The sequence below is a fragment of the Amycolatopsis sp. NPDC000009 genome, assembly GCF_055563465.1.
The window spans coordinates 53242-75295 of the sequence record NZ_JBVHDI010000016.1; the positions used below are offsets into that span (position 1 = coordinate 53242).

23 protein-coding genes are annotated in these 22054 nt (G+C 67.4%); 14 read left to right on the plus strand and 9 right to left on the minus strand.

Features of this window, described 5'->3' with window-relative positions:
* From ACZ3HL_RS32250 to ACZ3HL_RS32260, 3 genes are read right to left on the minus strand one after another with little or no spacing between them, the layout of a single operon-like run.
* Positions 1-474 carry an SRPBCC family protein gene (locus tag ACZ3HL_RS32250; protein ID WP_465535167.1) on the minus strand — a complete coding sequence of 158 codons (474 nt, stop codon included), beginning with the start codon at positions 472-474 and terminating at the stop codon, positions 1-3.
* The gene (locus tag ACZ3HL_RS32255; RefSeq protein WP_465413051.1) at positions 471-1181 is read right to left on the minus strand and encodes an anti-sigma factor family protein; all 711 of its coding nucleotides are present in this window, start codon (positions 1179-1181) and stop codon (positions 471-473) included. The genes ACZ3HL_RS32250 and ACZ3HL_RS32255 overlap by 4 nt, the downstream gene beginning before the upstream one ends.
* On the minus strand, positions 1178-1729 hold the full coding sequence (locus ACZ3HL_RS32260; protein ID WP_465535260.1) for a sigma-70 family RNA polymerase sigma factor: 552 nt from the start codon (positions 1727-1729) through the stop codon (positions 1178-1180). The genes ACZ3HL_RS32255 and ACZ3HL_RS32260 overlap by 4 nt, the downstream gene beginning before the upstream one ends.
* A 275-nt stretch (positions 1730-2004) precedes the next feature.
* Between ACZ3HL_RS32260 and ACZ3HL_RS32265 the strand changes: the two genes are divergently transcribed.
* Complete coding sequence (locus ACZ3HL_RS32265) at positions 2005-2631, plus strand: fibronectin type III domain-containing protein (protein WP_465535168.1); 627 nt, start codon at positions 2005-2007, stop codon at positions 2629-2631.
* 25 nt (positions 2632-2656) lie between these two features.
* Here ACZ3HL_RS32265 and uvrA read toward each other — a convergent pair whose 3' ends face one another.
* Together uvrA and ACZ3HL_RS32275 are read right to left on the minus strand one after the other, a co-directional pair.
* Positions 2657-5512 carry an excinuclease ABC subunit UvrA gene (uvrA, locus tag ACZ3HL_RS32270; protein WP_465535169.1) on the minus strand — a complete coding sequence of 952 codons (2856 nt, stop codon included), beginning with the start codon at positions 5510-5512 and terminating at the stop codon, positions 2657-2659.
* A 77-nt stretch (positions 5513-5589) separates the two neighbouring features.
* Positions 5590-6813: an acyltransferase family protein gene (locus ACZ3HL_RS32275; RefSeq protein WP_465413048.1), complete on the minus strand. Its 1224-nt coding sequence runs from the start codon at positions 6811-6813 to the stop codon at positions 5590-5592.
* 107 nt (positions 6814-6920) lie between these two features.
* Between ACZ3HL_RS32275 and ACZ3HL_RS32280 the strand changes: the two genes are divergently transcribed.
* Together ACZ3HL_RS32280 and ACZ3HL_RS32285 are read left to right on the plus strand one after the other, a co-directional pair.
* The gene (locus tag ACZ3HL_RS32280; RefSeq protein ID WP_465535170.1) at positions 6921-7598 is read left to right on the plus strand and encodes an MBL fold metallo-hydrolase; all 678 of its coding nucleotides are present in this window, start codon (positions 6921-6923) and stop codon (positions 7596-7598) included.
* A 454-nt stretch (positions 7599-8052) separates the two neighbouring features.
* A complete protein-coding gene (locus ACZ3HL_RS32285; protein ID WP_465535171.1) occupies positions 8053-8295 on the plus strand; it encodes a hypothetical protein in 243 nt (80 codons plus the stop codon).
* Between the two features lie 2 nt (positions 8296-8297).
* On the opposite strand, the gene ACZ3HL_RS32290 is transcribed toward ACZ3HL_RS32285, so the two are convergent.
* On the minus strand, positions 8298-8627 hold the full coding sequence (locus ACZ3HL_RS32290) for a hypothetical protein (RefSeq protein ID WP_465535172.1): 330 nt from the start codon (positions 8625-8627) through the stop codon (positions 8298-8300).
* 12 nt (positions 8628-8639) lie between these two features.
* A complete protein-coding gene (locus ACZ3HL_RS32295) occupies positions 8640-9185 on the minus strand; it encodes a hypothetical protein (RefSeq protein WP_465535173.1) in 546 nt (181 codons plus the stop codon).
* A gap of 83 nt (positions 9186-9268) precedes the next feature.
* Here ACZ3HL_RS32295 and ACZ3HL_RS32300 point away from each other — a divergent pair, with 83 nt between their 5' ends.
* From ACZ3HL_RS32300 to ACZ3HL_RS32330, 7 genes are all read left to right on the plus strand, one after another.
* Positions 9269-10330, plus strand: a complete 1062-nt coding sequence (locus ACZ3HL_RS32300; RefSeq protein WP_465535174.1) for a DUF6734 family protein — start codon at positions 9269-9271, stop codon at positions 10328-10330.
* A 77-nt stretch (positions 10331-10407) separates the two neighbouring features.
* Positions 10408-10893, plus strand: a complete 486-nt coding sequence (locus ACZ3HL_RS32305; protein WP_465535175.1) for an AMIN-like domain-containing (lipo)protein — start codon at positions 10408-10410, stop codon at positions 10891-10893.
* 190 nt (positions 10894-11083) lie between these two features.
* A complete protein-coding gene (locus ACZ3HL_RS32310; RefSeq protein WP_465535176.1) occupies positions 11084-11809 on the plus strand; it encodes a HEAT repeat domain-containing protein in 726 nt (241 codons plus the stop codon).
* 36 nt (positions 11810-11845) lie between these two features.
* Positions 11846-12532, plus strand: coding sequence for a hypothetical protein (locus ACZ3HL_RS32315; RefSeq protein WP_465413033.1), 687 nt, complete (start codon positions 11846-11848; stop codon positions 12530-12532).
* A gap of 166 nt (positions 12533-12698) precedes the next feature.
* A complete protein-coding gene (locus ACZ3HL_RS32320) occupies positions 12699-15605 on the plus strand; it encodes a discoidin domain-containing protein (RefSeq protein WP_465535177.1) in 2907 nt (968 codons plus the stop codon).
* Positions 15606-15651: 46 nt separating this feature from the next.
* A complete protein-coding gene (locus tag ACZ3HL_RS32325) occupies positions 15652-16455 on the plus strand; it encodes a MerR family transcriptional regulator (RefSeq protein WP_465535178.1) in 804 nt (267 codons plus the stop codon).
* On the plus strand, positions 16452-17447 hold the full coding sequence (locus tag ACZ3HL_RS32330; RefSeq protein WP_465535179.1) for a BtrH N-terminal domain-containing protein: 996 nt from the start codon (positions 16452-16454) through the stop codon (positions 17445-17447). The genes ACZ3HL_RS32325 and ACZ3HL_RS32330 overlap by 4 nt, the downstream gene beginning before the upstream one ends.
* Here ACZ3HL_RS32330 and ACZ3HL_RS32335 read toward each other — a convergent pair.
* Positions 17429-18226 (minus strand): DUF1684 domain-containing protein, encoded by a 798-nt coding sequence (locus ACZ3HL_RS32335; RefSeq protein WP_465535180.1) that lies wholly within the window; start codon positions 18224-18226, stop codon positions 17429-17431. The two genes, ACZ3HL_RS32330 and ACZ3HL_RS32335, sit on opposite strands and share 19 nt — an antisense overlap.
* Positions 18227-18305: 79 nt before the next feature.
* Entirely contained in the window at positions 18306-18617 is a 312-nt protein-coding gene (locus ACZ3HL_RS32340; RefSeq protein ID WP_465535181.1) for an antibiotic biosynthesis monooxygenase family protein, read from the minus strand.
* A gap of 254 nt (positions 18618-18871) precedes the next feature.
* Between ACZ3HL_RS32340 and ACZ3HL_RS32345 the strand changes: the two genes are divergently transcribed.
* The 4 genes from ACZ3HL_RS32345 to ACZ3HL_RS32360 all read left to right on the plus strand — a co-directional run bounded on the left by ACZ3HL_RS32345 (position 18872) and on the right by ACZ3HL_RS32360 (position 21993).
* Positions 18872-20125 carry an HNH endonuclease signature motif containing protein gene (locus ACZ3HL_RS32345; RefSeq protein WP_465535182.1) on the plus strand — a complete coding sequence of 418 codons (1254 nt, stop codon included), beginning with the start codon at positions 18872-18874 and terminating at the stop codon, positions 20123-20125.
* A gap of 248 nt (positions 20126-20373) precedes the next feature.
* On the plus strand, positions 20374-20940 hold the full coding sequence (locus ACZ3HL_RS32350; RefSeq protein ID WP_465535183.1) for a hypothetical protein: 567 nt from the start codon (positions 20374-20376) through the stop codon (positions 20938-20940).
* Between the two features lie 269 nt (positions 20941-21209).
* The gene (locus tag ACZ3HL_RS32355; RefSeq protein WP_465535184.1) at positions 21210-21587 is read left to right on the plus strand and encodes a DUF1801 domain-containing protein; all 378 of its coding nucleotides are present in this window, start codon (positions 21210-21212) and stop codon (positions 21585-21587) included.
* Between the two features lie 19 nt (positions 21588-21606).
* Positions 21607-21993, plus strand: coding sequence for a YchJ family protein (locus tag ACZ3HL_RS32360; RefSeq protein ID WP_465535261.1), 387 nt, complete (start codon positions 21607-21609; stop codon positions 21991-21993).
* The last annotated feature ends 61 nt before the right edge of the window (positions 21994-22054 follow it).

The following is a 22054-nucleotide window of genomic DNA, read 5'->3' on the forward strand; positions in this document are numbered from 1 at the left end:
CTAACCCGCGGACGCCCGCAGATACCCCCGTAGTCCGTCGTGCCCCCGCCTCATCATGAGCGCGTGGTTGATCCGGAACACCGGCCGCGCGATGCGATCGAGCTTGCGTAGCAACGGTTTCCGCGCCTCGACCTCCTGCGTGATCTCCAGCCTGGTGCCACTCCCCACCGCCATCAGCGCGCCGGCCAGCGTCCCTTCGAGATCGCCGCTGAGCAGGACCCGCACCCGGCCCTCGCGCTCGTCCTGCCGGTCCCGGTGCATCCGTACGGTCAGCGCGTACGGCAGCCTGGACCGGCAGACGAGTTCGGCGGTGTCTTCGTCCACCTGACTGACCGATCGGACGTCGCGCCACCACAGCGGATACGCGGCCAGGTCGACGACGGCGTCGAAAACCGCCTTGGGCGTGGCCGGGAGCACCCACGTGTCGCGGAAGCGGTACCAACCGCCTCCGCGATCCGTGAGCGAATCCGTCATACCCGCGCCGACACCAGATTCCGGCCGTCCATGGTCACGACGTCGACCGAAGCCACATCGTCGGGGGCGACCAGTGCCGAACCGTCGACCCCGGTGCCCGCGCGCTGCCCCTTCTCCGAAACGAGCCAGCTGCCCGCGTTGACCCGCTCTCCGCTCTTGGTCACCACGACGAGCGTGCACTTCTCGCCTTCGCGGAGCCCGGTCGCCTTCGCGTGCAGCCGCACCCAGCCCGCTGCCGGGGCCACCCGGACCGCCAGTTGCACGCCCGTGTCCCGGTTCGTCGCCGCGAGGTCGCGGGTGCCGGGAACCGGGGTCGCCGACGCCGGCACAGGCAAGGCCACCGTCGACGGTTCAGGCGACGTCTGCCGTCCGACCAGCACGCCCGCGCCCAGCGCCACGACGACCAGTACGGCCGCACCGGCCACGGCGAGGAGCCGCCGCGGCTTGCGCTCCTGAGTGCCTTCTTCTTCGCGAACCTGACGCAGCGTGCGCTGCAACAGCAGATCTCCGCCGTCAGGAGGTCCTTCGAGGAACGCCTCCGGCGGTACCTCGTCGAGGTGATACCGCAGTTCCGACAGCTCGCGCACCTCACGACGGCACGTGGGGCAGTTCGCCAGATGTGTCTCGAACGTGGCCGCTTCCGCCGCGGTGAGCCCGCCGAGGACGTAGGCGGCGAGCTGGCCCTGGTCGTGTCCCACCGCACTCATCGCGCTACCTCCCTTCCAGGTCCCGCCATCACGGCTCTGAGCGCCCGTAACGCGTAATAAGATCTCGACTTAACGGTACCCGGGGCCACGCCGAGGGACTGTGCCGCTTCGGCCACCGTCCGGCCCCGGTAGTAGATCTCCACCAGCACCTCACGATGTTCCGGGGAAAGGCCGTCCATCGCCCCGAGCACGGCCATCGAGTCCACGACGCTCTGCGCGTGATCCCGCTCCACCGCCGGGGTGGGCACGCCTTCCTCCGGCTCCGCCACTTCCGGTGGCCGCGCCGCCCTGGCCCGCGCGCGGTCGGTGACGATGTTGCGGGCCACCGTGAGCAGCCAGCCCCGCACAGATCCCTTCGCGTCGTTCTCCAGGTCTTCGGCGTGCTTCCAGGCCCGGACCAGGGTTTCCTGCACGACGTCCTCCGCGGCCGCGCGGTCCCCGGTCAGCCTCGTCGCGTACGCCAGCAGGCTTCGCCCGTGTTCGGCGTACAAGTGCCGGACCAAGTCCTCGCCTTTGGCCTTTTTGGGCCGCCAGCCTCCGATCGCCACTCGCGTCCTCCCGACGGTCTTCTGGGTCGGCGAGGACAGTACTGCAACCCGCAGGGGCAGAGTGGATCGTTCGGCGCGCGCCGCGATCGAGCTGTGCATCGGCACCGGCCTCTCCTCGGTTCTCCATGGCCGCCTCCTCTTGCCTTCCACACGGACGGCACCGGAACGCGGTTCAACCGAGGTCTTGTCGATCACCGGACGCGCTCGTATGCTGACGCCTCCGGATTCCGCCGCCGCCTGATTCCCGGGAGGGTCTGGGCGTGCCAAGGAAACTCGTGGCCGTTCTGCTGCTGGTGTTCGCTTTCGTGTCGGGATGCGGCGAGGAGCCGCGATTCACCGCGACACTGGCCGATCCGGTGAACGTCGACCTGAGCTGGCCCGACGACGACCCGGCCGCCGCGGGGCGCGTCGTCGAGTACACGACCGATCCGCACGGTGAATACACGATCCTGCGGTTCGTGCCACCGCGGCAGACGACCTTCCGGCATCCGGACCTGATGCCGGAAACACGGTTCTACTACCGGATCCGGCCGTTCTACGGCGCCGTTTCGGACGCCGTGACGGTCTCCGGCCCCGCGACTCCCGCCGCTTCCGGACCCGTCGTGCCGCTGCGGTCGGGTGACCGCTCGGCCGCCCCGGCGTCGTTCCGGGCCGAGCCCGCGCCGGAGGAGATGGTGCGGTTCAGCTGGGCGGATCGGTCCAGCGACGAAGACGGTTTCCTCGTGGAGATCAAGAAACCCGGCGCCGCCGGGTTCGTGCCGATCGAGGTCTCCGATCCGGGGACGACGTCGGCCGGGCTCGCCACGATGCCGGGCGAAGAAGGCGCCTCGTACCGGCTGCGCGCCTTCTACTACGGGCCGGCTTCGCCGGTGCTGGACCTCGTGAGTGGTAAGGACGGTTAGAACCGTCCTTACCACTCACGAGACCTCACGCGAGAACGGTCTTCAAGAACTGCCCGGTGTAGCTGTCCTCCACCGAGGCGACGTGCTCCGGCGTGCCCTCCGCGATCACGGTGCCACCGCCGGAACCCCCCTCGGGGCCCATGTCGATGATCCAGTCCGAGGTCTTGATGACGTCGAGGTTGTGCTCGATGACGATCACCGTGTTGCCCTTGTCCACCAGCCCGTTGATCACGCCGATCAGTTTGCTGATGTCCTCGAAGTGCAGACCGGTGGTCGGCTCGTCGAGGATGTAGACCGTCTTGCCGGTGGACCGCTTCTGCAGTTCGCTGGCGAGCTTGACGCGCTGCGCCTCACCGCCCGACAGCGTCGGCGCGGGCTGCCCGAGCCGGACGTAGCCGAGGCCGACGTCGACGAGGGTCGCCAGGTGCCGGTGGATCGCCTTGATCGGCTCGAAGAACTCGGCCGCCTCCTCGATCGGCATGTTCAGCACGTCGGAGACGGTCTTGCCCTTGTAGTGCACCTCGAGGGTCTCGCGGTTGTACCGGTCGCCCTTGCAGACCTCGCACGGGACGTAGACGTCCGGCAGGAAGTTCATCTCGATCTTGATCGTGCCGTCACCGGCGCAGGCCTCGCACCGGCCGCCCTTGACGTTGAACGAGAACCGGCCCTGCTGGTAGCCCCGTACCTTCGCCTCGGTGGTCGCGGCGAACAGCTTGCGCACGTGGTCCCACACGCCGGTGTACGTCGCCGGATTGGACCGCGGGGTGCGGCCGATCGGCGACTGGTCCACGCGGACCAGCTTGTCCACGCCGGCCAGTCCGTTCACGCGGGTGTGGCGGCCAGGTACCTGACGAGCGCCATTGAGCTTGTTCGCCAGCACGGTCGCGAGGATGTCGTTGACCAGCGTGGACTTCCCGGAACCCGACACACCGGTCACCGACACGAGGCACCCGAGCGGGAACGAAACGTCGAGACCGCGCAGGTTGTGCTCGCGCGCGCCGACGACGGTCAGCTGCCGCTTCTTGTCGATCGGGCGGCGGATCGCCGGAACCTCGATCTTGGTGCGGCCCGACAGGTACGCGCCGGTGATCGATTCCTTGTTCCGCAGGATCTTCTTGTACGGTCCACTGTGGACGATGTGGCCACCGTGCTCACCGGCGCCGGGGCCGATGTCGACCACCCAGTCGCTGGAGCGGATGGTGTCCTCGTCGTGCTCGACGACGATCAGCGTGTTGCCGAGATCCCGCAGGCGGACCAGCGTCTCGATCAGGCGGTGGTTGTCGCGCTGGTGCAGCCCGATCGACGGCTCGTCCAGCACGTACAGCACGCCGACCAGGCCGGAGCCGATCTGTGTGGCGAGCCGGATGCGCTGCGCCTCGCCACCGGACAGGGTCCCGGAAGCGCGGTCGAGCGAGAGGTAGTTGAGGCCGACGTCGAGCAGGAAGCGCAGCCGCGCCTGGATCTCCTTGAGCACCGCGCCGGCGATCACCTGCTCGCGCTTGCCGAGCTCCAGTTCGTCGAGGAACTGCGACGCCTCCGCGATCGAAAGGGCGCAGACCTCGGCGATCGACCGGTCGCCCTGCGTCTTGTGCTCCAGGGTGACGGCGAGGATCTCCGGCTTGAGCCGCGTGCCCTGACAGGCCGGGCACGGCACCTCGCGCATGTAGCCCTCGTACCGCTCACGCATGTACTCGGACTCGGTCTGCTCCTGGCGCCGCTCGAGGAACGGGATGACGCCCTCGAAGCTCGCGTAGTACGACCGCTGGCGGCCGTAGCGGTTCTTGTAGCGGACGTGGACCTGCTCGTCGACACCGTGCAGAACGGCCTTCTGCACCTTCGCCGGCAGCTTGCGCCACGGCGTGTCCATCCGGAAGCCGATGGTCTCCGAAAGCGACTCGAGCAGGCGGATGAAGTAGTCCGCGCTCTGACCGCCCGCCCACGGCGCGATGGCACCCTTGCCGAGGGACATCTCGTCGTCCGGGACCACGAGCTCCGGGTCGACCTCCTTGCGGACGCCGATACCGGTGCAGTCCGGGCAGGCGCCGTACGGGGCGTTGAACGAGAACGACCGCGGCTCGAGGTCTTCGATCGCGAGCGGGTGGCCGTTCGGACAGGCCAGGTTCTCGGAGAAACCGCGCACGCGATGCGGGTCGTTCTCCGGCAGGTCGACGAATTCCAGCTCGATCAGGCCGTCGGCCAGCCGGAGCGCCGTCTCGACGGAGTCGGTGAGCCGCTGCCGCGAGCTGGTCTTCACCGAGAGCCTGTCGATGATGACGGCGATCTGGTGCTTTTCCTGCTTCTTCAGCTTCGGCGGGTCGGTGAGCGGGTGGACCGTCCCGTCGACCACGACCCGGGCGTAGCCCTGCTGCTGCAGGTTCTCGAAAAGGTCGAGGTACTCGCCCTTGCGGCCGCGCACGACCGGCGCGAGCACCTGGAAGCGGGTGCCCTCCTCCATCGCGAGGACCTGGTCGACGATCTGCTGCGGGGTCTGCTTGCTGATCGCCTCGCCGCACTGCGGGCAGTGCGCCTTGCCGGCGCGGGCGTAGAGCAGGCGCAGGTAGTCGTAGACCTCGGTGATGGTGCCGACGGTCGAACGCGGGTTGCGCGAGGTGGACTTCTGGTCGATCGACACCGCGGGCGAAAGGCCCTCGATGAAGTCGACGTCCGGCTTGTCCATCTGGCCGAGGAACTGGCGCGCGTACGCCGACAGCGACTCGACGTAGCGACGCTGCCCTTCGGCGAAGATGGTGTCGAAGGCGAGGCTCGACTTCCCGGACCCGGACAGACCGGTGAACACGATCAGGCTGTCGCGGGGCAGGTCGAGATCCACACCGCGGAGGTTGTGCTCGCGGGCGCCGCGAACAACGAGGCGATCAGCCACGCCAGGGTCCCTTCAGGTTTCATTCTCAGCTGCGGTCGCCGGCCCGGTCGATAGCTGCACGGGCGGCCGCTTCCATGCTACGAGGCACCACCGACAGAAACCGGTTCCGAGTCTTTGACCTGCGGTTTTCCTGGCTTTTCGCGTCGATCCCGGCGAGCTGTGAGCCACCGGTGGACCGGTCGTTCAACGCCAGCGGTGATCGCCCAGCCCCCGAACACGGCGGCGGCCAGCACGAGGGGGAGCCGCAGCCAGCCGGGGACACCGGCGTTCAGCAGGGCACGGGCCAGGATGTAACCGAGTTCCTGGTGCACCAGATAAAGACCATACGAGATGCCCGCGAGCCAGGTGACAGCCGGGGCGGCCCTGGAGAGGCCGGGCAACCGCCAGTCCGGTCCGCGGGCAGCCAGGCACACCAGCAGCAGCATGATCGCGAACCCGATGGCCGACGGCCAGCGCTCGGGATCGTTCGGCAGGGCCTGGTGGAACGGGAAGACCTGCAGGTCCTGCGCGGCGCAGGCGGCGAGCACGAACAGCGCGAGATGCCAGTGCGCCAGCCGTCGTTTCGACCACAGCCAGATCGCGATGCCGATGGCGAAGACGTGCACGCGATGCAGACCGAGGCCGTAGTAGAAGGTCTCCACGAGCTTCGGCGTGGAAAGCGGGTCGAACACGACGAACCGGAGGAAAAGCGGCACCAGGATCAGCGCCCAGAGCAGACCGACGGTGAGCCGGTGGGTGCGCCACCGGCGCGGCCACAGCAGGGCGGCGGCGGTGAAGGCGGCGATCTGGACCGGCAGCGTCCAGTAGGCGCCGTCGAGATAGTAGAAGAGCTCGTACCGCCAGCCCCATTCCTGGACCATGCCCAGGTTGGCGAGCAGATCGGCGCCGGTGGGGACGTACCAGGGCGACGGATCGGACGGCGGGCCCTGCGGAACGCCGAACAGGAACCCGGAGAGGCCGGGCGGGAACGGCAGGCCGCTGAACCGGATCGTCGCGTACCGGGCGACGACGTAGGTGACGGTCACCGCCACCAGGTACGCGGGCACCAGCCGTGCCACTCGGTTCCACAGCCACCGCCCGGGCCGTCCCTTGCGCAGGCTCGCGCAAACGAAGAAGGCGGAGATCACCAGAAGGATGGCCGCGCCGAACTGAGCGGTTACCCGAAAGGGGTACCCCACCAGTTCGGGATGCAGAAGCGCCCCCTGATGGGTGACATGCCCGAGCATGACCGCGAAGACGGCCACAACGCGAAGGACGTCCCAGCTGATCTTGCGCGAGGCGCGTGGCGAGGCGTCGGGCACGAGCGTCCTGTGGTTCGGCTGGCGGGGCGACGCGAGCCTACGTCCTGCACCTGTGCGCCGCCTGTGCGGGTGGAACCGATTGCAGGCGAACGACTACCGTGTGCGGCGTGAACATCGTCGAGACCTACACCGGGCATGTCGACCCCGGCGGCGACGCCGCCCGCCGCACCCTGGACGCGATCACCATCACGAAGCTGTCGGTCGGCCCGATGGACAACAACGCGTATCTGCTCGTCTGCCGCGCCGAGAACGAAGCGCTGCTGATCGACGCCGCGAACGACCCGGAGCGGATCTCCGACCTCATCGGCCACGGTCCCGACCGGCCCGCACTGAAGACCGTCGTGACCACCCACCAGCACCAGGACCACTGGCAGGCGCTCGGCGCCGTCGCCGGCGCGAACGGCGCGAACACCGCCGCCCACCCGCTGGACGCCGAACCGCTGCCGATCCCGCCGGACTTCCTCGTCGAACACGGCGACACGGTGAAGGTCGGGCAGATCACCCTCGAGGTGATCCACCTGCGCGGCCACACCCCCGGCTCCATCGCGCTGCTGTACCGCGACCCGAACGGGCACCCGCACCTGTTCACCGGCGACTCGCTGTTCCCCGGCGGCGTCGGAAAGACCGGCTCCCCGGAGGACTTCAAGTCGCTGCTGGACGATGTGTCTTCCCGCATCTTTGACGAACTGCCGGATGAGACGTGGTTCTACCCGGGGCATGGGGACGACTCGACGCTTGGTGAGCAGCGGCCGCAGCTGGCGGAGTGGCGCGAACGCGGCTGGTGAGCTGACGACGTTCTCGAACGGGGCTGTCTACCTGGTAGGCCGCCCCGTTTCGTATTGCACCGGGAACGGACGGGCCTGACGGCGCCGGTCGAGTTCGGAATGCTCGCTGAAGGCGCTCCCGTCGATCTGGGCATCGAACAGCAGGGACCAGCCCCACGAATCCAGGACCGGGCGACACACCCACACGGCCCACGGACAAAAACTCCGGTCCGCCCAGCGTCCCCAAGCCGCCGGACTTTCCGGACCCACCATCGAAGCGGTAGCCGTGGCCAAGAAACGACGACGACGCTTCCCGCATAGCTGCCTTGTCTGAGGCCAGATGGGACACACGGTCTTCTGCGGGGAGGCTGGAAGTCGTCCGCCGAAACAGCCGACCGGGTAGCGCCTATCCGTCCACCCGGTTCCATTGCCGCCAAGCCCGCCGGAAAAGGACGACGAGGTCTAGAATCGGTTCATGCGCACAGCCCGAGAAATGAGCAGGCTGACGGCGGTGTTCCTCGCAGGAGGCGCCGAAGCCCGCTTCTACGCGGGGGACCTCCGGCGCGAAGCTGCCCTCAGTCATCGGCGGCTGTCCGAGATGCTGGACGTGATGCGCGACCTCGGCTGGATTGCCCATGAGTTCGACAAGAACACAGCAGACGGGCGGCCGTACTACATGCTCACCGACATCGGTCGTCGCGAATTGAACCGGCCGTAACCTCACCCAGCCGCGGCGGGATCGTGGATCCAGCAAAGCTCCCCCGTCGCCGCCTCCTCCCCCAGCGTCTTGACCTCGCACGCCAGCCGAGACAGAACGGCGTCCTTCGACCCCGGCCAAGCCACGAAGTCGCGATCCGCACCCACCAGATCGCCGGGGACCGCGCCCCGGTCCATCAACGCGCCCACCACCGAGAGCAACACTGCGGTTCTCTCCGCGAAGGTCGCGCCTTCGCCTGCCATCTCTCCCGCCACGGCGACCACGACCGAGAGCCCGACCCGGCCCTCTCGCACGTAGTCGAGCAGCGGCTCCAAGCCCACGTCTCCGGCCATGTTCACTCCCCATCAGCGAAAAGCGATGCCGTACTGCTCCCGCGGGCGGCAAGGCCCCGCGAACGTGTGCTCGACGACGCCGCGCCGGATCTCGAGCAGACGCCGATCTCCGGCGGGCGGCCGGATCACGCGCTCGCACTCGTTCTGCTCCGCGTACCACCAGCAGGCTTCGGGAACGCGGTCGTCGAACGTGATGCTGACGTTCAGCCCTCCGAGCACCTTGCCCTCACCGTCGACGGCACCGGGCGCGATCCCGTGATGGTCGACGTCGACATTGATCCACTGTCTCTCGTCATCCAGATCCTCGTCGCATACGAGAGAGACGAACTCGTGCCGTTCTCCTTTGCGCAACGGCTTCGGGAAGCGCAGCACCGAGGTCTCGGCGTGGCAGCCGATGATCGCTTTGACGGGGACCGAGTCCCGGTAGCCGTCGACGCCGTGTTCGCAGGCGATGACGGTTCGCACGGCCAGACGGCGATGGACCTGCCCTCGCCGCATTTCCACGTCCAGCAACAGGCGCTCCAGGAACACGGGCTGCGCCCCCACTCGTGACGACAAGAAACTCCTCCTGACCGTGAAAGATCAGAACCGGCGAAGGCTTTCACCGGTCGTCGCGCCCAAGGTGTACTAGTACACCACAAATGAGCGTAACGTTCGACCACCCCGGTCCGAACCACAGCGCGATGCCGTACTACGGATACGACCCCGGCACCGCGGTCGCCATCGGCGGCCATCTGCTCGCGCCTGGAATCCCCCGCCACGGCGGATACGGCGAGTTCAGCGGGCCGGGTTGGCGTCCCCCGCCGGTCCGCGTGGTCCGTCCAGGTGACAGGGCCGCGCGACCGATCCGCCGGGCGGTCTGGTCGTTCTGGAGCGTCCCGTACCGGCGCCGGTACGGACGACATTGGCCGAGCGACTTCTTCCACGCGTTGTCGTGGGTCCTGTCGTTCCGGCTCGCGTCCCGTCTCTTCCCCACGACGGCGTTGGTGACCGACGAAGGTGGGCACGAACTGCTCGTCGGACGGCTACGGCTGCCCTTCGACGACATTTCCCTGACACTGAACGGACTCGCCGGGCAGGACCCGTCGTGGTGGGCGCTCGGGAAGTTGCACGCGTACCGCGAGCAGCGCGAGCCGTTCCTGCACATCGACAACGACGTGTTCCTCTGGCCCGGATTCCCTGTGGAAGGGCTCGACGGCGAGGTCGTCGCACAGAATCCCGAGCACGCACCGGCTTCCGACGTGGGCTACTACCGCCCGTCGGCCGCCGCCACGGCGATCCGGGGCACGGGCGGCTTCCTGCCGAAGGAATTCAGCGACTACACCGGGGAAGCCGCGCTGTGCACGGGAATCGTCGGAGGCACGGCTGTTCCGCTTCTCCGCCGCTACGCCGATCTCGCCATCCGCATGGTGGAGTCGGCGGAGAACCGGACGGCCTGGCAACGCCTCGCACCACTCGAGGACTACAACCTCGTCGTCGAGCAGTACCTCCTTGGCGCTCTCTGCTGGGGCAGTGACACCACCGACGTCCAATGCGTCTTCGCCTCGCAGGACGACAGCTATCGCGAAGATGATCGGAGATTCACCCATCTCATCGCTTCCGCGAAAAGCGATCTCCGCTACCTGCACCGGCTCGCGGAGCGAGTGAGAAACCATTTCCCCGCCGACTTCGAGATCGTTCGACAAGAATTCGGCGATCGGTAACGATAGGGCGAAGAATACAACCTCCCTGGACCAGGGGCGTCTTTCGGAGAAACAACTCTCCGGCAGGAGGTCATCCCATGACCGTCACCCTTCGAGGCGCGCTCGCCGCCACCCTCCTGATGTTGACCGGCGCCATCGCCGCGGTCGTCCCGGCTTCCGCCGCGGCACCGCAGATCCCCACCATGACCGGGATCCGCACCGGCCAGAACACCGGCTTCGACCGGGTCGTGCTCGACCTGACCGCCGGCCCGGCTCCCGCCGTCCGGTACGACCTCGTCGACGAGTTGATCGCCGACGGTTCCGGCGAGATCGTCTGGCTGACCGGGGAATATTTCATCGCGGTCACCGCGTCCCCGGCCGCGGCACACGACGACGCCGGGAATCCGACCTATCCCGGCCCACAGAAATTCCGGACCCGGAATCTGCGCAACGTCATGGCGGTCGCGGTCACCGGCGACTACGAGGGCACGTTGTCCATCGGCCTCGGTGTCCGGTCGAGAACACCGGTCAGCGTGTTCACCCTGACCTCGCCGAACCGTGTCGTCATCGACGTCCGCCATTGATCACGAACGGGAATTCGTGAAGGCTTTTCGGCGACCCTCTCGTTTTCGGTGAGCAAAATCCTTTTCGGATTCCCGCGGTGAAAATCACGTTCTGCCCCAAGGGGCGAATTTTCGGAAAATCAGGTATCTGCCGCCCCGGTTCGCGTTCCTTCCTTCCGTCAGCATCACCGCCGCTGCGAAGGAGAACCTCATGCCGACCCCACGCAATCCCGACACCCCGTCCTTGGGCCCGGGTGGCGACAACCTCGAAGCAGGCCCGGGCAGTTCGGGCCTCGGAAGCTTTTCGAACAGCGAAATCGGCGAACTGGTCACCCAGGCCGCCGAAACCATGGCCGCGTCCGGCGAGGACGCCGAGCGCAATTACCAGCGGAGCCTCGACCGGCTTCGAGAGCGTGCGGACGACGTCGTCCCGGCGCTCGGAGCGCAGTACGACGCCTTGTCCGAGGAGCAGTACCTGGAGCGCTGGGGCCTGGTCCAGCTGCTCACCGATCTGAGGCACCCGGCTGCCGTTCCGCCGCTGGAAAACGTGCTGCGCCAGCCGATCCCGCCGGAGCGTTCCGACGACCCCGCACATGGGATCAGCACCGTCGGCGAAGAGGTGATCATCCGCACCACCGCCGTGGAAGCGTTGGCGCGCTTGGCATCCGCCGGGGACGACGCGGCCAGGGAACTGCTGCTGCGCCAGATCCGGCATGAGGTGTTCACGGTACGGCGCGCGGCGGTCCAGGCCATCGCCGAGACCGGGGACACCGAGCTCACCGCCCGAATGCGCGAGGAGCTCAGCGGCACCGAGGACGAGCGCCTGCTGAACATCCGGCGGGTCGACGTCCGCGGTGTCCCCCAGGCCGTCGGCGGCCGGCACGTGAAGGACTCACGGGCCGACGACGTGCCGCCGCCGGAGCCCCCGCGCTCCTGAACCGAACCCATTCCTTCTACAGACAGGTGATCTCCGATGGCCACTTGCAGCTACACCGTGCCCGACAAGAACGTGACCGGGGACAATTTCTACGGCGCCTCGATCTGCAATCAGACCTACATCGACTATTTCTGGAACACCTACGGTTTCGCGGGCAACAAGGACTACTGGGACGACGGCTTCGGCTGGGAAGACGCGTGCAACACCGACAAGCCGCTCGCCCGGACGTTCAACGCGTGCTACCTGCTGACCTATTCGGCACAGGACTACCAGAACGACGCCTATTCCGGGGCGATGCTGAACTGGGCGCGCCGGTACGTCCGCGACAACTGCGACGACCTCCGCGCGCTTTGCGGCGACGGCAGCGCCATCGCGCGGTCGTTCAGCGGGGCGTTCGTCGACGACCGGATCGAGGTGTACCTCGGTTTCTGGTACTCCAAGGACGTCCCCGGACGCGCCGAAACGCTGATCCACGAATCCCGGCACCAGGGCGGGAAGCCGCACAACGCGAACTTCCCGGCGGGTTCGGTGTTCGGCGCCGGCAAGAGCGGCGCCGACTCCACCTGGGGCTACGAAGGCGCCTGGATGTACGGCGCGCTCTATCTGTGGTGGTTCTACGCCCAGGGCGCCCGCACGACGTCGGCATTGCGTGAACGTGCCCGCCAGCGCGGGAACCTCGTGATCGACAACGCCTTCGCGACCCATCCGGGTTTCAACATCTGAAGCACGCCGGACAGTGCCTTCTCGTACTGCAGACGAGAGGGCACTGCCTTCTATCGCGCAATACCTCTGATGACTTGAGCCATGTCCCGCTCATCGGGGCTTGACCACCGACATTTCTGCCGCAATCATCGGATCTCTCGGGAGCCCACGCCTTGAATGAGAGCGGATGGTCATGAGAGTTCGAGCGCATCGCACCGCCTGGCTCACCGTAGTTCTCGCCCTGCTGGCGAGCCTGCTCACCACGACGGCCGCGAGCGCGGAGGTGCACCATCCCCGGCAGAAGTGGTTGCGCGAAGCCACCGCCGGCCTCTTCCTCCATTGGGGCATGTTCACCGCGCCACGCCACACCGACTGCGCGGCTTGGGAACGCGCCGTCACCGACGGCGGCTGGAGCGCGGACTACTGGGTGGACGAGGCCCGCAAGCTGGGCGCCTCCTACATCGTGCTCGCCACCTTCCACAGCAGGCTGGGCTACGCGCGTCCGTGGCCGTCGGCGATCCCGGGCAGCTGCTCCACACGCCGCGACCTCCTCGGCGAACTCGTCGAAGCGGGCAATGCCAAAGGCGTCCGGACGATCCTCTACATGACCGACGATCCCCAGTGGCACAAGGAGACCGGTGTCGAGTCGCTGGATTCCGCCGCGTACTCCGCTTACAAGGGCAAGCAGGTCGACCTGACGACGCGTCCCGGCTTCGGCGAGTACAGCTACGACCTCTTCCACGAGGTCATGGACCGCTACGCGGACCTCGCCGGGTTCTGGATCGACAACGACAACGACTACTGGGAGAAGAACCGGCTCTACGAACAGATCCGCGAGAAGCGGCCGTCCTGGTTGCTGAGCAACAACAACGAGGACACCCCGATCATGGACACCGTCAGCAACGAACAGAAGACCGGCATCACCCCGCCGTACGACTATCCGCAGGCCGCCTTCACCCCGATGCCGAGGCTCACCGAGGCCGACTACAAGCTGCCGACCAACGGCGCCTGGTGGTACGACGGCACCGATCAGGCCGTCGACTTCCGGCTGTCCACCGGGCGCTACATCACCAACGCGGGTTCGTCGATGAAGTCGCTGATGGCCGAAACCCCGATGGTGAACGGGAAGTTCCCGCCGCGACAGGAGGCGTACAACAACTTCATGGCGAGCTGGGTGCCGCCGATCAGGTCCTCCCTGCAGGGCAAGGAGGGTGGCGGGTACATGTACGGCGGGATGCAGCCCGGGTTCTGGAACGACGGCGCGCACGGTGTCATCACCGTCGAGCCCGGCGCGGCAACGCAGTACCTGCACGTGGTCACGCGGCCGCGCAACAACCTGCTCCGCTTGCGCGACAACGGATACAAGGTGGCCGGAGTGTCCGACGTGCGCACGGGGAAGCCGCTGCGCTTCAGCCAATCCGGCGGTTATCTGACCATTGTGGACATCAAGGACTGGGACGCCTACGACACGGTGTTCAAGGTGGAAACGGCCGGGCAAAGGTACTTCCACGACTCCCGCACGATCAAGGCGACGGCTTCGTCCTCACGCGCCGGACACCCCGCGTCCAACCTGGTCGACGGGAACTTCGAGAACTACTGGGACGCCGACGGCAGGCAACCGGTCTCGCTGACCTTGGACCTCGGCAGGCGACGGACCGCCACCTACCTCGCGGTGAACCAGCGCGAGATGTCGCCGACGCACGCGCGCGAGTCGTTCGGCAGGCCGGAGGACTCGGCGCGGATCAAGGACTATCGCGTCTACGTCAGCGACGACGGGCGGAACTGGGGTGAACCGGTCCGCACCGGCGCGATGCCGAGCGCCCGCGGTGTGCAGTTCATCGATTTCGGCGAGCGGCAGACCCGGTTCGTCAAGCTCGAGGTGTTGAACACCTGGTCCGGGCCGCAGGCGAAGCCCTTCTACAAGCAGCTGGCGATCGACGAGATCAAGGTGGCGTACGGCTACCCGGGTTCGGCGGCCGGCACGCGGGTTCCGCTGGAGGCGGAGTCGTTCCGCAACGACCACGACGGCCGCGCCCGGCTCGGCCATTGCTCGTCCTGTTCCGGATCGTTCCAGGTCACCGGACTCGGTGGCGGCCCGCGCAACTCGGTCACCTACCCGGACGTGACGGCCACCGAAGCCGGAAGCCACCGGCTTCAGCTCGACACCATGGGCGGTCCCGCGACGTCGGTCGCGGTGAGTGTCAACGGCGGCGCCCCCGTCGAGACCGCGATCGACGCCGGAACACCGGGAGTCGTGTCTTCGACGGCGCTCCCCGTCGAGCTGAAGGCCGGCGCCAACACCGTCAAGGTGTTCAGCAACGCGACCTCGGGGCCGGGCCTCGACCGGATCGGGATCGCTCCCCTGCCGCCGTCGTCCTACACGCCGAAAACGACGCTGACCGTCGAACCGGGTGGCGTCCAATGGCTCGCGCCGGGACGACAGTCCCTTCAGGTGACCGCGAAGCTGCGGCTCGACGCCGACGACGCGATCAAGCAGGTCAGCCTCGCACCCGTAGTCCCGGCGGGCTGGACCTTGCAGGGTGCTCCGGTCACGGCGGCATCGATGCGGGTCGGGAACGAACTCGAAGGATCCTGGACCCTGCTCTCCCCCGAAGGTGTCACCGCGGCCGACGTCCCGGTCACCGCGTCGTTCGACCTGCTCGGCCGGGTTCGATCGGTGAGCAAACCCGTGCGGGTGAGCCCGCGGCCCGCGGACCGGGTCTTCATGCGGGAGGCCGAAGCCTCGGCGAACGACGTCGGCGACGCGGGCGTCACGAACTGCGGAGTGTGCTCGGGCGGGCAGAAGGTCCGGAACATCGGCGGCGACCCGGACTCGTTCGTGCGGTTCGACGACGTCACCGTGCCCGAGACCAGGCGCTACACCCTCCACATCGACTTCACCGTCAACGGGCCGCGCTCGTACTTCGTCACGGTCAACGGCGGTTCGCCGATCGAGGTGAAGGTCGACGGCGCAGGCAACAACACCCAGCTCACGACGTCGTTGCCGATCGAACTGAAGGCGGGGGCGAACACGATCAAACTGCACAACGACCACGCGGCCGCCCCGGATCTCGATCGGCTGTCACTGGGGTGAGGTACCGGCTTGACCCTCTCCCCGGGAGAGGGTTCAGGCTGGTCCCATGACGACCTTGATGCCGATCGGCGTGTTCGCGCACGCCACCAGGCTGTCGGTCCGCGCGTTGCGGAACTACGACCGGATCGGACTGCTGGTCCCCGCCAGGATCGACCCCGGCACCGGATACCGCCGGTATTCGCTCGAACAGTTCGCTCGTGCGGGCCTGATCCGGCGGCTGCGGGAGCTGGAGGTGCCGCTGGCGGAGATCGCCGCCATCCTGGACGCGGGTGACCCGGACGAGGTGAGGGCCGCGATCAAACGACATCACGACCGGGTGGCGGCGCGGGCCGCGGAACTCGCGGCGATCACCGACGGGCTCGACTCCGTGCTCGCCGAACCGGCGCGGTGGCTGCATGTCTACGAGCGTGTGCGCGCACCGCAGCCGATCGCGCGCCTGTCGATCCGGACCCCGCTGAGCGGCCTGGCGGAGCGGATCGGTCCCGCGTACGCCCGGCTGTTCGCGGCGCTCGGCTCACAAGGGGTGGCACCGTCCGGACCGCCCGGGACCCGTTACCTCACGGACGATCCCGACGAGCTGACCGTCGAACTGTTCGTCCCCGTCGACGGGCCGGTGCGGGAAGACGGAGAGATCGGCCCCGGTGAGCTTCCCGGGGGCCGGCTCGTGGCGGCGATCCACGAAGGTGGCTACGAAGACGTCGAGACCGCATACCGATCGCTCGGCCGCTGGATCGCCGAACGTGACCGCAACCCGGCGGGCCCCGCTGAGGAGCTGTACCTGGTGGCGCCCGGCCCGGGGGTCGCGCCCGAGGCATACCGCACCGAAATCGCCTGGCCGGTGACCTCGTGATCATCGAGGGAATCGCGGCCGCGGGCGGGGAGCACTGCGAGACCAGCACGCTCGGCGTCCTCCTGCGGCACGCCGGGATCGAGCTGTCCGAGCCGATGCTGTTCGGGCTCGGCGAAGGCCTGGGCTTCGTCTACTGGGACGGGAAGAACCTGCCGTTCCCGTTCCTCGGCGGACGCAGCAAGCCCTTCGAGATCACGCGGAAGCTGACCGACCGGCTCGGACTGTCCTTGCGGGTCAAGGAAACGACGTCGGCACGCACAGCGTGGCGGAACGTGGCCGAGGAGATCGACGCCGGTGTGCCGGTTGGTCTGCAACTCGACTCGTACCACCTGGAGTACTTCACGTCGAAGGTCCATTTCGGAGGGCACATCGCCGCCTTGTACGGCCATGACGACGAGCGCGCTTTCCTTGTCGACACGGCCCAGCAGGGCGGAGCCGTGTCGACATCGCTGGAGAGCCTCGAACGCGCCCGCGGGGAGAAGGGCCCGATGACGGCGAAGAACCGATCTTTCACCCTCGGTGTCGACGCGCCTCTCGTTCCGCTCGCCGACGCCATCCGCACGGCGGTCCGGGCCAACGCGGCGGAGTTTCTCAACCCGCCCATCGTGAACCTCGGGTATCGCGGAATCGGCAAGGCCGCCGCCGAGGTGCGGAAATGGCTGGAGCGCAGCAGTGATCCGGCACGCGACCTTCCTCAGGCCGCCATGCTGATGGAGCGGGCTGGGACCGGCGGCGCGCTCTTCCGCCGGATCTACCGCGACTTCCTCGGAGAATGCGCAACCCTGGTCGAGGACACCGGTCTCCGCACCGCGTATGAGAAATACCGCGAGATCACTCCACTATGGACAGAGGTCGCGGAGTTGTTCACACAGGCGGGGGAATCCGGTGACGTCGGAAAGCTGAACGAAGCGTCCGCCATCCTGTCCGAGCTGGCCCGGCGCGAACAGGAGGCGATGACGGCGCTCGCGACCGTTCAGTGTGAGCGCTCGTAGGGCAGCTTCTCCCCCGCTTCCACCGCGAACGGCAGGTCGTTGCCCGCCGGCGGCAGCGGGCACGTCGCGAAGTCGGTGAACGCGCACGGCAGATTCGTCGCGCGGGTGAAATCGAGGACGACCGACCCGTCCTCGGCGGGAGGTGGCACCGCGAGCGACCGGTTCGCCGCGTAGGTGGTGACGCCGCTCGTGGCATCGGTGAACAGGATGAGCAAGCCGTCCTTCTTGCCGTTGAACGCGGTAAGTGTGTGCTCGACGCCGTCGTACTCGAAACGCACGATGCCCGGCGAGACGTAGACGTGGCTGAGCCCTTCGACGACCGCTCCGACCGTGGTCGGCCGCGGCTCGTCGAAGGGCTCGAAAGTCCCGGACAGCACCCAGGCCGCGTCGGGCTCGTACGCCGGGACACCGCGGAAAGCGTTCAGCACCGGGGCCTTCGGGTCGTGCGTCCGGATCAGGTACCCGCCGCGGCGCGCCACCTCGATCTCGGTTTCGCCGGCGACGACCCTGGTGGTCGCACCGCTGTTGACCAGCTCGAAGCGACGGACACCGGTGATCCGCTCGCCGTCATACGAGAGATCCGCGCCTTGAGGGTCGAGGTACGCCGCGTCGGCGTCCTGCCACCACAGGCCGGGCAGGCCTTCGTACGCACGGGGCTTGTCTTCGAGCCAGTCGAGGGATACGAGGGCGAGCCAGCCGAGCGGGTCGGCGAGATCGCGCTCGCGCTGGGTCTTCCAGACCTGCCAGTCGTGCGTGAACGTGTCCAGGCTTGTGCTCATCGCCGATCCCTTCCGTGACCTTGCTCTTCCCCAGGTCAACGGGCTGGCAGCGCCGATATTTCCCGTCCCGGCATGTGGGCTATGCCCGGAAATCCCCGGTGGTGCCCTCCTCCGCGGAGATCAACTCGGCGATGGGCGCGAAGAACGCCTTGATCCCCGGCAGGTTCGCCCCCTTCTCCCGCGACGCGGCGAAGTCCTCCGAGGAGCGCCACCACACGACGTCGAGCCAGGTCTCGTCGTCGACCCGGATCAGCTGGGCGTCGAGGAACCCTTCGCGGTCGGCCCGGAAGTCGGCGAGCATCGCGGGCCGGGCCTGGAGCAGTTCGTCCGCGCGGTCGGCCGGGACCTTGAAGCGGGTCAGTTCCACTGTCGTCATGGTGCCTGTCGTCATGGTGCCGATGCTAGGCGACGGCGTTCGCGCCGAGTCGGTCACCTGCTTCGCACGCATTCAGCCGACTAATTGCGGCACGCTTTCAATGCGCAGCTTCAGGCTGGACGCCGGGCGCATTTAGTCGGCTAAATGCGACGCGGTTTCCTTGCGTGATCTCCGGGCGAGTCGGAATCACCCTTCAGTGTTGTTCGCGCGTTTCACTGGTTGCTTAAAATTACGAACACGTGTTCGATGAATCTTGGTATTCTGGAGGCGTGTCCGAGACCTTTCTCCCCGAGTTGCCGCAGGAGTTGTGGCGCGCTGGCAAGGTGGAGCTTGCGCATGGTGTGCAGCAGTCTTTGCGGGTGATTCGGATGGCCACTGCCGGTTTGGGGCAGCTTTTGGCGGAGATCGAGAATCGGGGCCCCAAAGACTTGTACGGGTATGGCCGTACGGATAAGTGGTTCGCGGATATGGCGGGGTTGTCGGTGGGTGAGGCGCGTGCGGTGGTGAACCGGGCGCTCGCGTTGAATCCGACGCGGGCTTTGGATGGCACGGAGGTTCCGCCGGTTGCTCCCGCGACGGCTGCGGTCGCGGCGGAGGGGTTGGTCGGGGATGAGCGGATCGATCAGATCCTGGAGATCTTGAAGAACCTTCCTGCCGACACCACGGCTGAGGATCGGGCGGAGGCGGACAGGATCCTCGCCGAGCTTGCCCCCGATGCCGGACCGCGACGACTCGCGAAGGCCGAGGCGAAACTCCTGGGCTGGCTCGACCCCGACGGCAACGAACCGAAAGATCCCGAACCCAAGGAACCACGCCGCGAGATCACCCTGGAACGCCGCAAGGACGGCTTCTGGAAGCTGACCGGTCTGCTTGACGATGAGACCGGTGCCCGGACCGCCGCCGCACTGGAGGCACACGCTCAGCCGCGCCCGGTGGACGAGTTCGGGCAAGCGGATCTGCGGATGAAGTGCGAACGCCTGGGAGACGCCTGGGTCGATCTGCTCGATCTGGCGATCGCCTGCCCGGATCAACCGGGCACCAGCGGCTACCGCACGCTTGTTCATGTCACCATCGGGCTGGAGGAACTCAAATCCGGCCTCGGGACCGCGTGCCTGGACTTCGTCGGGACGATGACCGCGCGAGAAGCCCGGCTCGCCGCCTGCGACTGCCTGATGCTCCCGGTCGTGATGAGCGCCTCGGGTGAACCGCTGGATATGGGGCGCCTGAGACGGTTCGTCACCCCGGGCCAGAGACGTGCGTTGAACATCCGCGACGGAGGCTGCGCCTTCCCCGGCTGCCACCGGAAACCCAAGAACTGCCACGCCCATCACATCGAACACTGGGTCGACGGCGGACCGACAGATCTTCGGAATCTCGTGCTGCTATGCGGATTCCACCACCGGTTGATCCATCACGGTGACTGGGCAGTACGGATGGCCACCGACGGGCTACCCGAGTTCATCCCGCCCCAGTACAGGGATCCGCTCCGACAACCCCGCCGCAACACCCTGCACCACCGCTGAACCCCGAGGAGCCCGTCGGCCACACCGGCGACGGGCCCCTCGTCATGCCTGGAACTGTTCAGCACCGGCGGAAACCCGAAGATCGCTTGCGCCGTTCGGGCGTATTAGCGCACGAGTCCTCGATTATTCCGTAAAACCCGGAGCAAGATCGGCCGTTCCGGACTTGGGAGGGGACGGAGTGCATCATGGTTGATCAACCACGTGGCCCGGACGGCCGATGGATCAAATACAAGTACGGCGCGGGCGCGATGGCCACGGCAGGAGTGGTCGTCGCCGCCACCAACGGTATCGGCGGAGGCACCGCCGCCTCCCTGGATTCCGCCGCGAGCCAAGCCGTCAAAGGCAAAAGCTCCAGCAAGAAATCCGCGCAGAAGGGCCGCCATTCCGAAACATGGCAACGCTTGGACTGGCGCCAGCTGAAGAAGACCGCCAAACGTGAACTCATATGCGGACCGCATTCCTTCGGCGAGGTTCAGCGCTTCTTCCTGCGCCATCCTTGCGTGGATCTCGAGCGCATGATGGTCATCGTCGACGACGGCACGGGGAACACCATCACCGTGTCCGTCGCGTGGGTGAAGATGCCGCGGACGGGCGAGGCGAGCGACCTGAAACGGCTTGTCGACAAGGACGGCACCGGCAACGTCGTTCTCTTCGGCGAGGCACCGCCGGGAAGCCGCTTCACCGGCGAGAACTACGACTCCCGCCTGGCCAAGAAGCTGGTCGTCATCGCCGAATCCGCGCCGGCCTCCGGACGTCCGGGCAAAGCGACGCTTGAGACGGCGGTCGATGTCGCCGTCGAGTTCCCCGCGCCCTGACTCCGCACCGGCGATCCACAATGGAGGTGACGAGGCCGGACACCGGCCGAAGAGGACATCCCGGCATCGGCAAACCGGCGACGCGCGCCTTCACCGGCGCCACCGAAGCCGAACTCGCGAGCTTGCACGGCGTCGGCCACAAGCGCTCCGCCAGACGCTGGAAACACGAGGTCAGACATTCAAACCCACCGACTAAATTTTTTGTCTTGACAACTTCAGCCGTCGGACGGTTAGCTGGACGCAGCACGCCGATCGAAGGAGTACGAGTCATGGCCAAGTTCGCGAACGTCGACGACTACATCGCCGCCCTGCCCGAGAATCTGCGCGAAGTCGCCACCGCGGTGCGCCCGATCGTCAACGCCGCCCTGCCGGGCTCGATCGAGGCGATGTACCACGGTTCCCCGACCTGGAGCGCAGGCGAAGCCGTCGGAAAGAACCTCGTCTGCTTGCTGAAGGCCTACTCGTCGTACGTCACCTTCGCCTTGTGGAAGGGGCAGCTCGTCGACGACGAGTCCGGCAGGCTGGAGGCGAGCGCGCGGGAGATGGCGCACGTCAAGCTGCGCTCCGTCGAGGACGTCGACGCCGCCCTGTTCACCGGCTGGCTCAAACAGGCGCGAGACCTCGAAATCACCGCGGCGGCGCGATGACACAATCGGCGGCGTGCCTGTGATCACCGACGAGTCCCGTTGCCCCTGCGGCCTTGGCGAGCCCTATGGCGCTTGTTGCGGCCGCTTCCACCGGGGAGCCGCGACCGCGCCGACCGCCGAACTCCTCATGCGGTCGCGGTTCAGCGCGTTCGCCGTCGGCGACACCGAGTACCTCACGAAGACCTGGCATCCGAAGACCAGGCCCGCCGAGCTCGACCTCGATCCCGGGCAGCGTTGGACGTTCCTGGAGATCCTCGGCAAGACGGGCGGCGGACTGCTGGAAAAGGAGGGCACCGTGGAATTCCGGGCCCACTACCGGCAGGATCGCCGGGCGGACAGCATGCACGAGAACAGCCACTTCGTCCGCGTCGACGGACAGTGGAGCTACGTGGCGCCCGTCAGCTGACGAACCCGGCGCAAGGGTCTGTTCTCCGCGTGCGGTGGCGGCTACTATCTCCCCCAACATT

Coding starts and splice junctions, on each gene's coding strand:
- ACZ3HL_RS32310 (WP_465535176.1), top strand. CDS start 11,084: ATGCCGACCCCACGCAATCCCGACACCCCGTCCTTGGGCCCGGGTGGC.
- ACZ3HL_RS32335 (WP_465535180.1), bottom strand. CDS start 18,226: ATGAGCACAAGCCTGGACACGTTCACGCACGACTGGCAGGTCTGGAAG.
- ACZ3HL_RS32355 (WP_465535184.1), top strand. CDS start 21,210: ATGGCCAAGTTCGCGAACGTCGACGACTACATCGCCGCCCTGCCCGAG.
- ACZ3HL_RS32340 (WP_465535181.1), bottom strand. CDS start 18,617: ATGACGACAGGCACCATGACGACAGTGGAACTGACCCGCTTCAAGGTC.
- ACZ3HL_RS32255 (WP_465413051.1), bottom strand. CDS start 1,181: ATGAGTGCGGTGGGACACGACCAGGGCCAGCTCGCCGCCTACGTCCTC.
- ACZ3HL_RS32325 (WP_465535178.1), top strand. CDS start 15,652: ATGACGACCTTGATGCCGATCGGCGTGTTCGCGCACGCCACCAGGCTG.
- ACZ3HL_RS32290 (WP_465535172.1), bottom strand. CDS start 8,627: ATGGCCGGAGACGTGGGCTTGGAGCCGCTGCTCGACTACGTGCGAGAG.
- ACZ3HL_RS32285 (WP_465535171.1), top strand. CDS start 8,053: ATGCGCACAGCCCGAGAAATGAGCAGGCTGACGGCGGTGTTCCTCGCA.
- ACZ3HL_RS32320 (WP_465535177.1), top strand. CDS start 12,699: ATGGTCATGAGAGTTCGAGCGCATCGCACCGCCTGGCTCACCGTAGTT.
- ACZ3HL_RS32305 (WP_465535175.1), top strand. CDS start 10,408: ATGACCGTCACCCTTCGAGGCGCGCTCGCCGCCACCCTCCTGATGTTG.
- ACZ3HL_RS32350 (WP_465535183.1), top strand. CDS start 20,374: ATGGCCACGGCAGGAGTGGTCGTCGCCGCCACCAACGGTATCGGCGGA.
- ACZ3HL_RS32300 (WP_465535174.1), top strand. CDS start 9,269: ATGAGCGTAACGTTCGACCACCCCGGTCCGAACCACAGCGCGATGCCG.
- ACZ3HL_RS32315 (WP_465413033.1), top strand. CDS start 11,846: ATGGCCACTTGCAGCTACACCGTGCCCGACAAGAACGTGACCGGGGAC.
- ACZ3HL_RS32250 (WP_465535167.1), bottom strand. CDS start 474: ATGACGGATTCGCTCACGGATCGCGGAGGCGGTTGGTACCGCTTCCGC.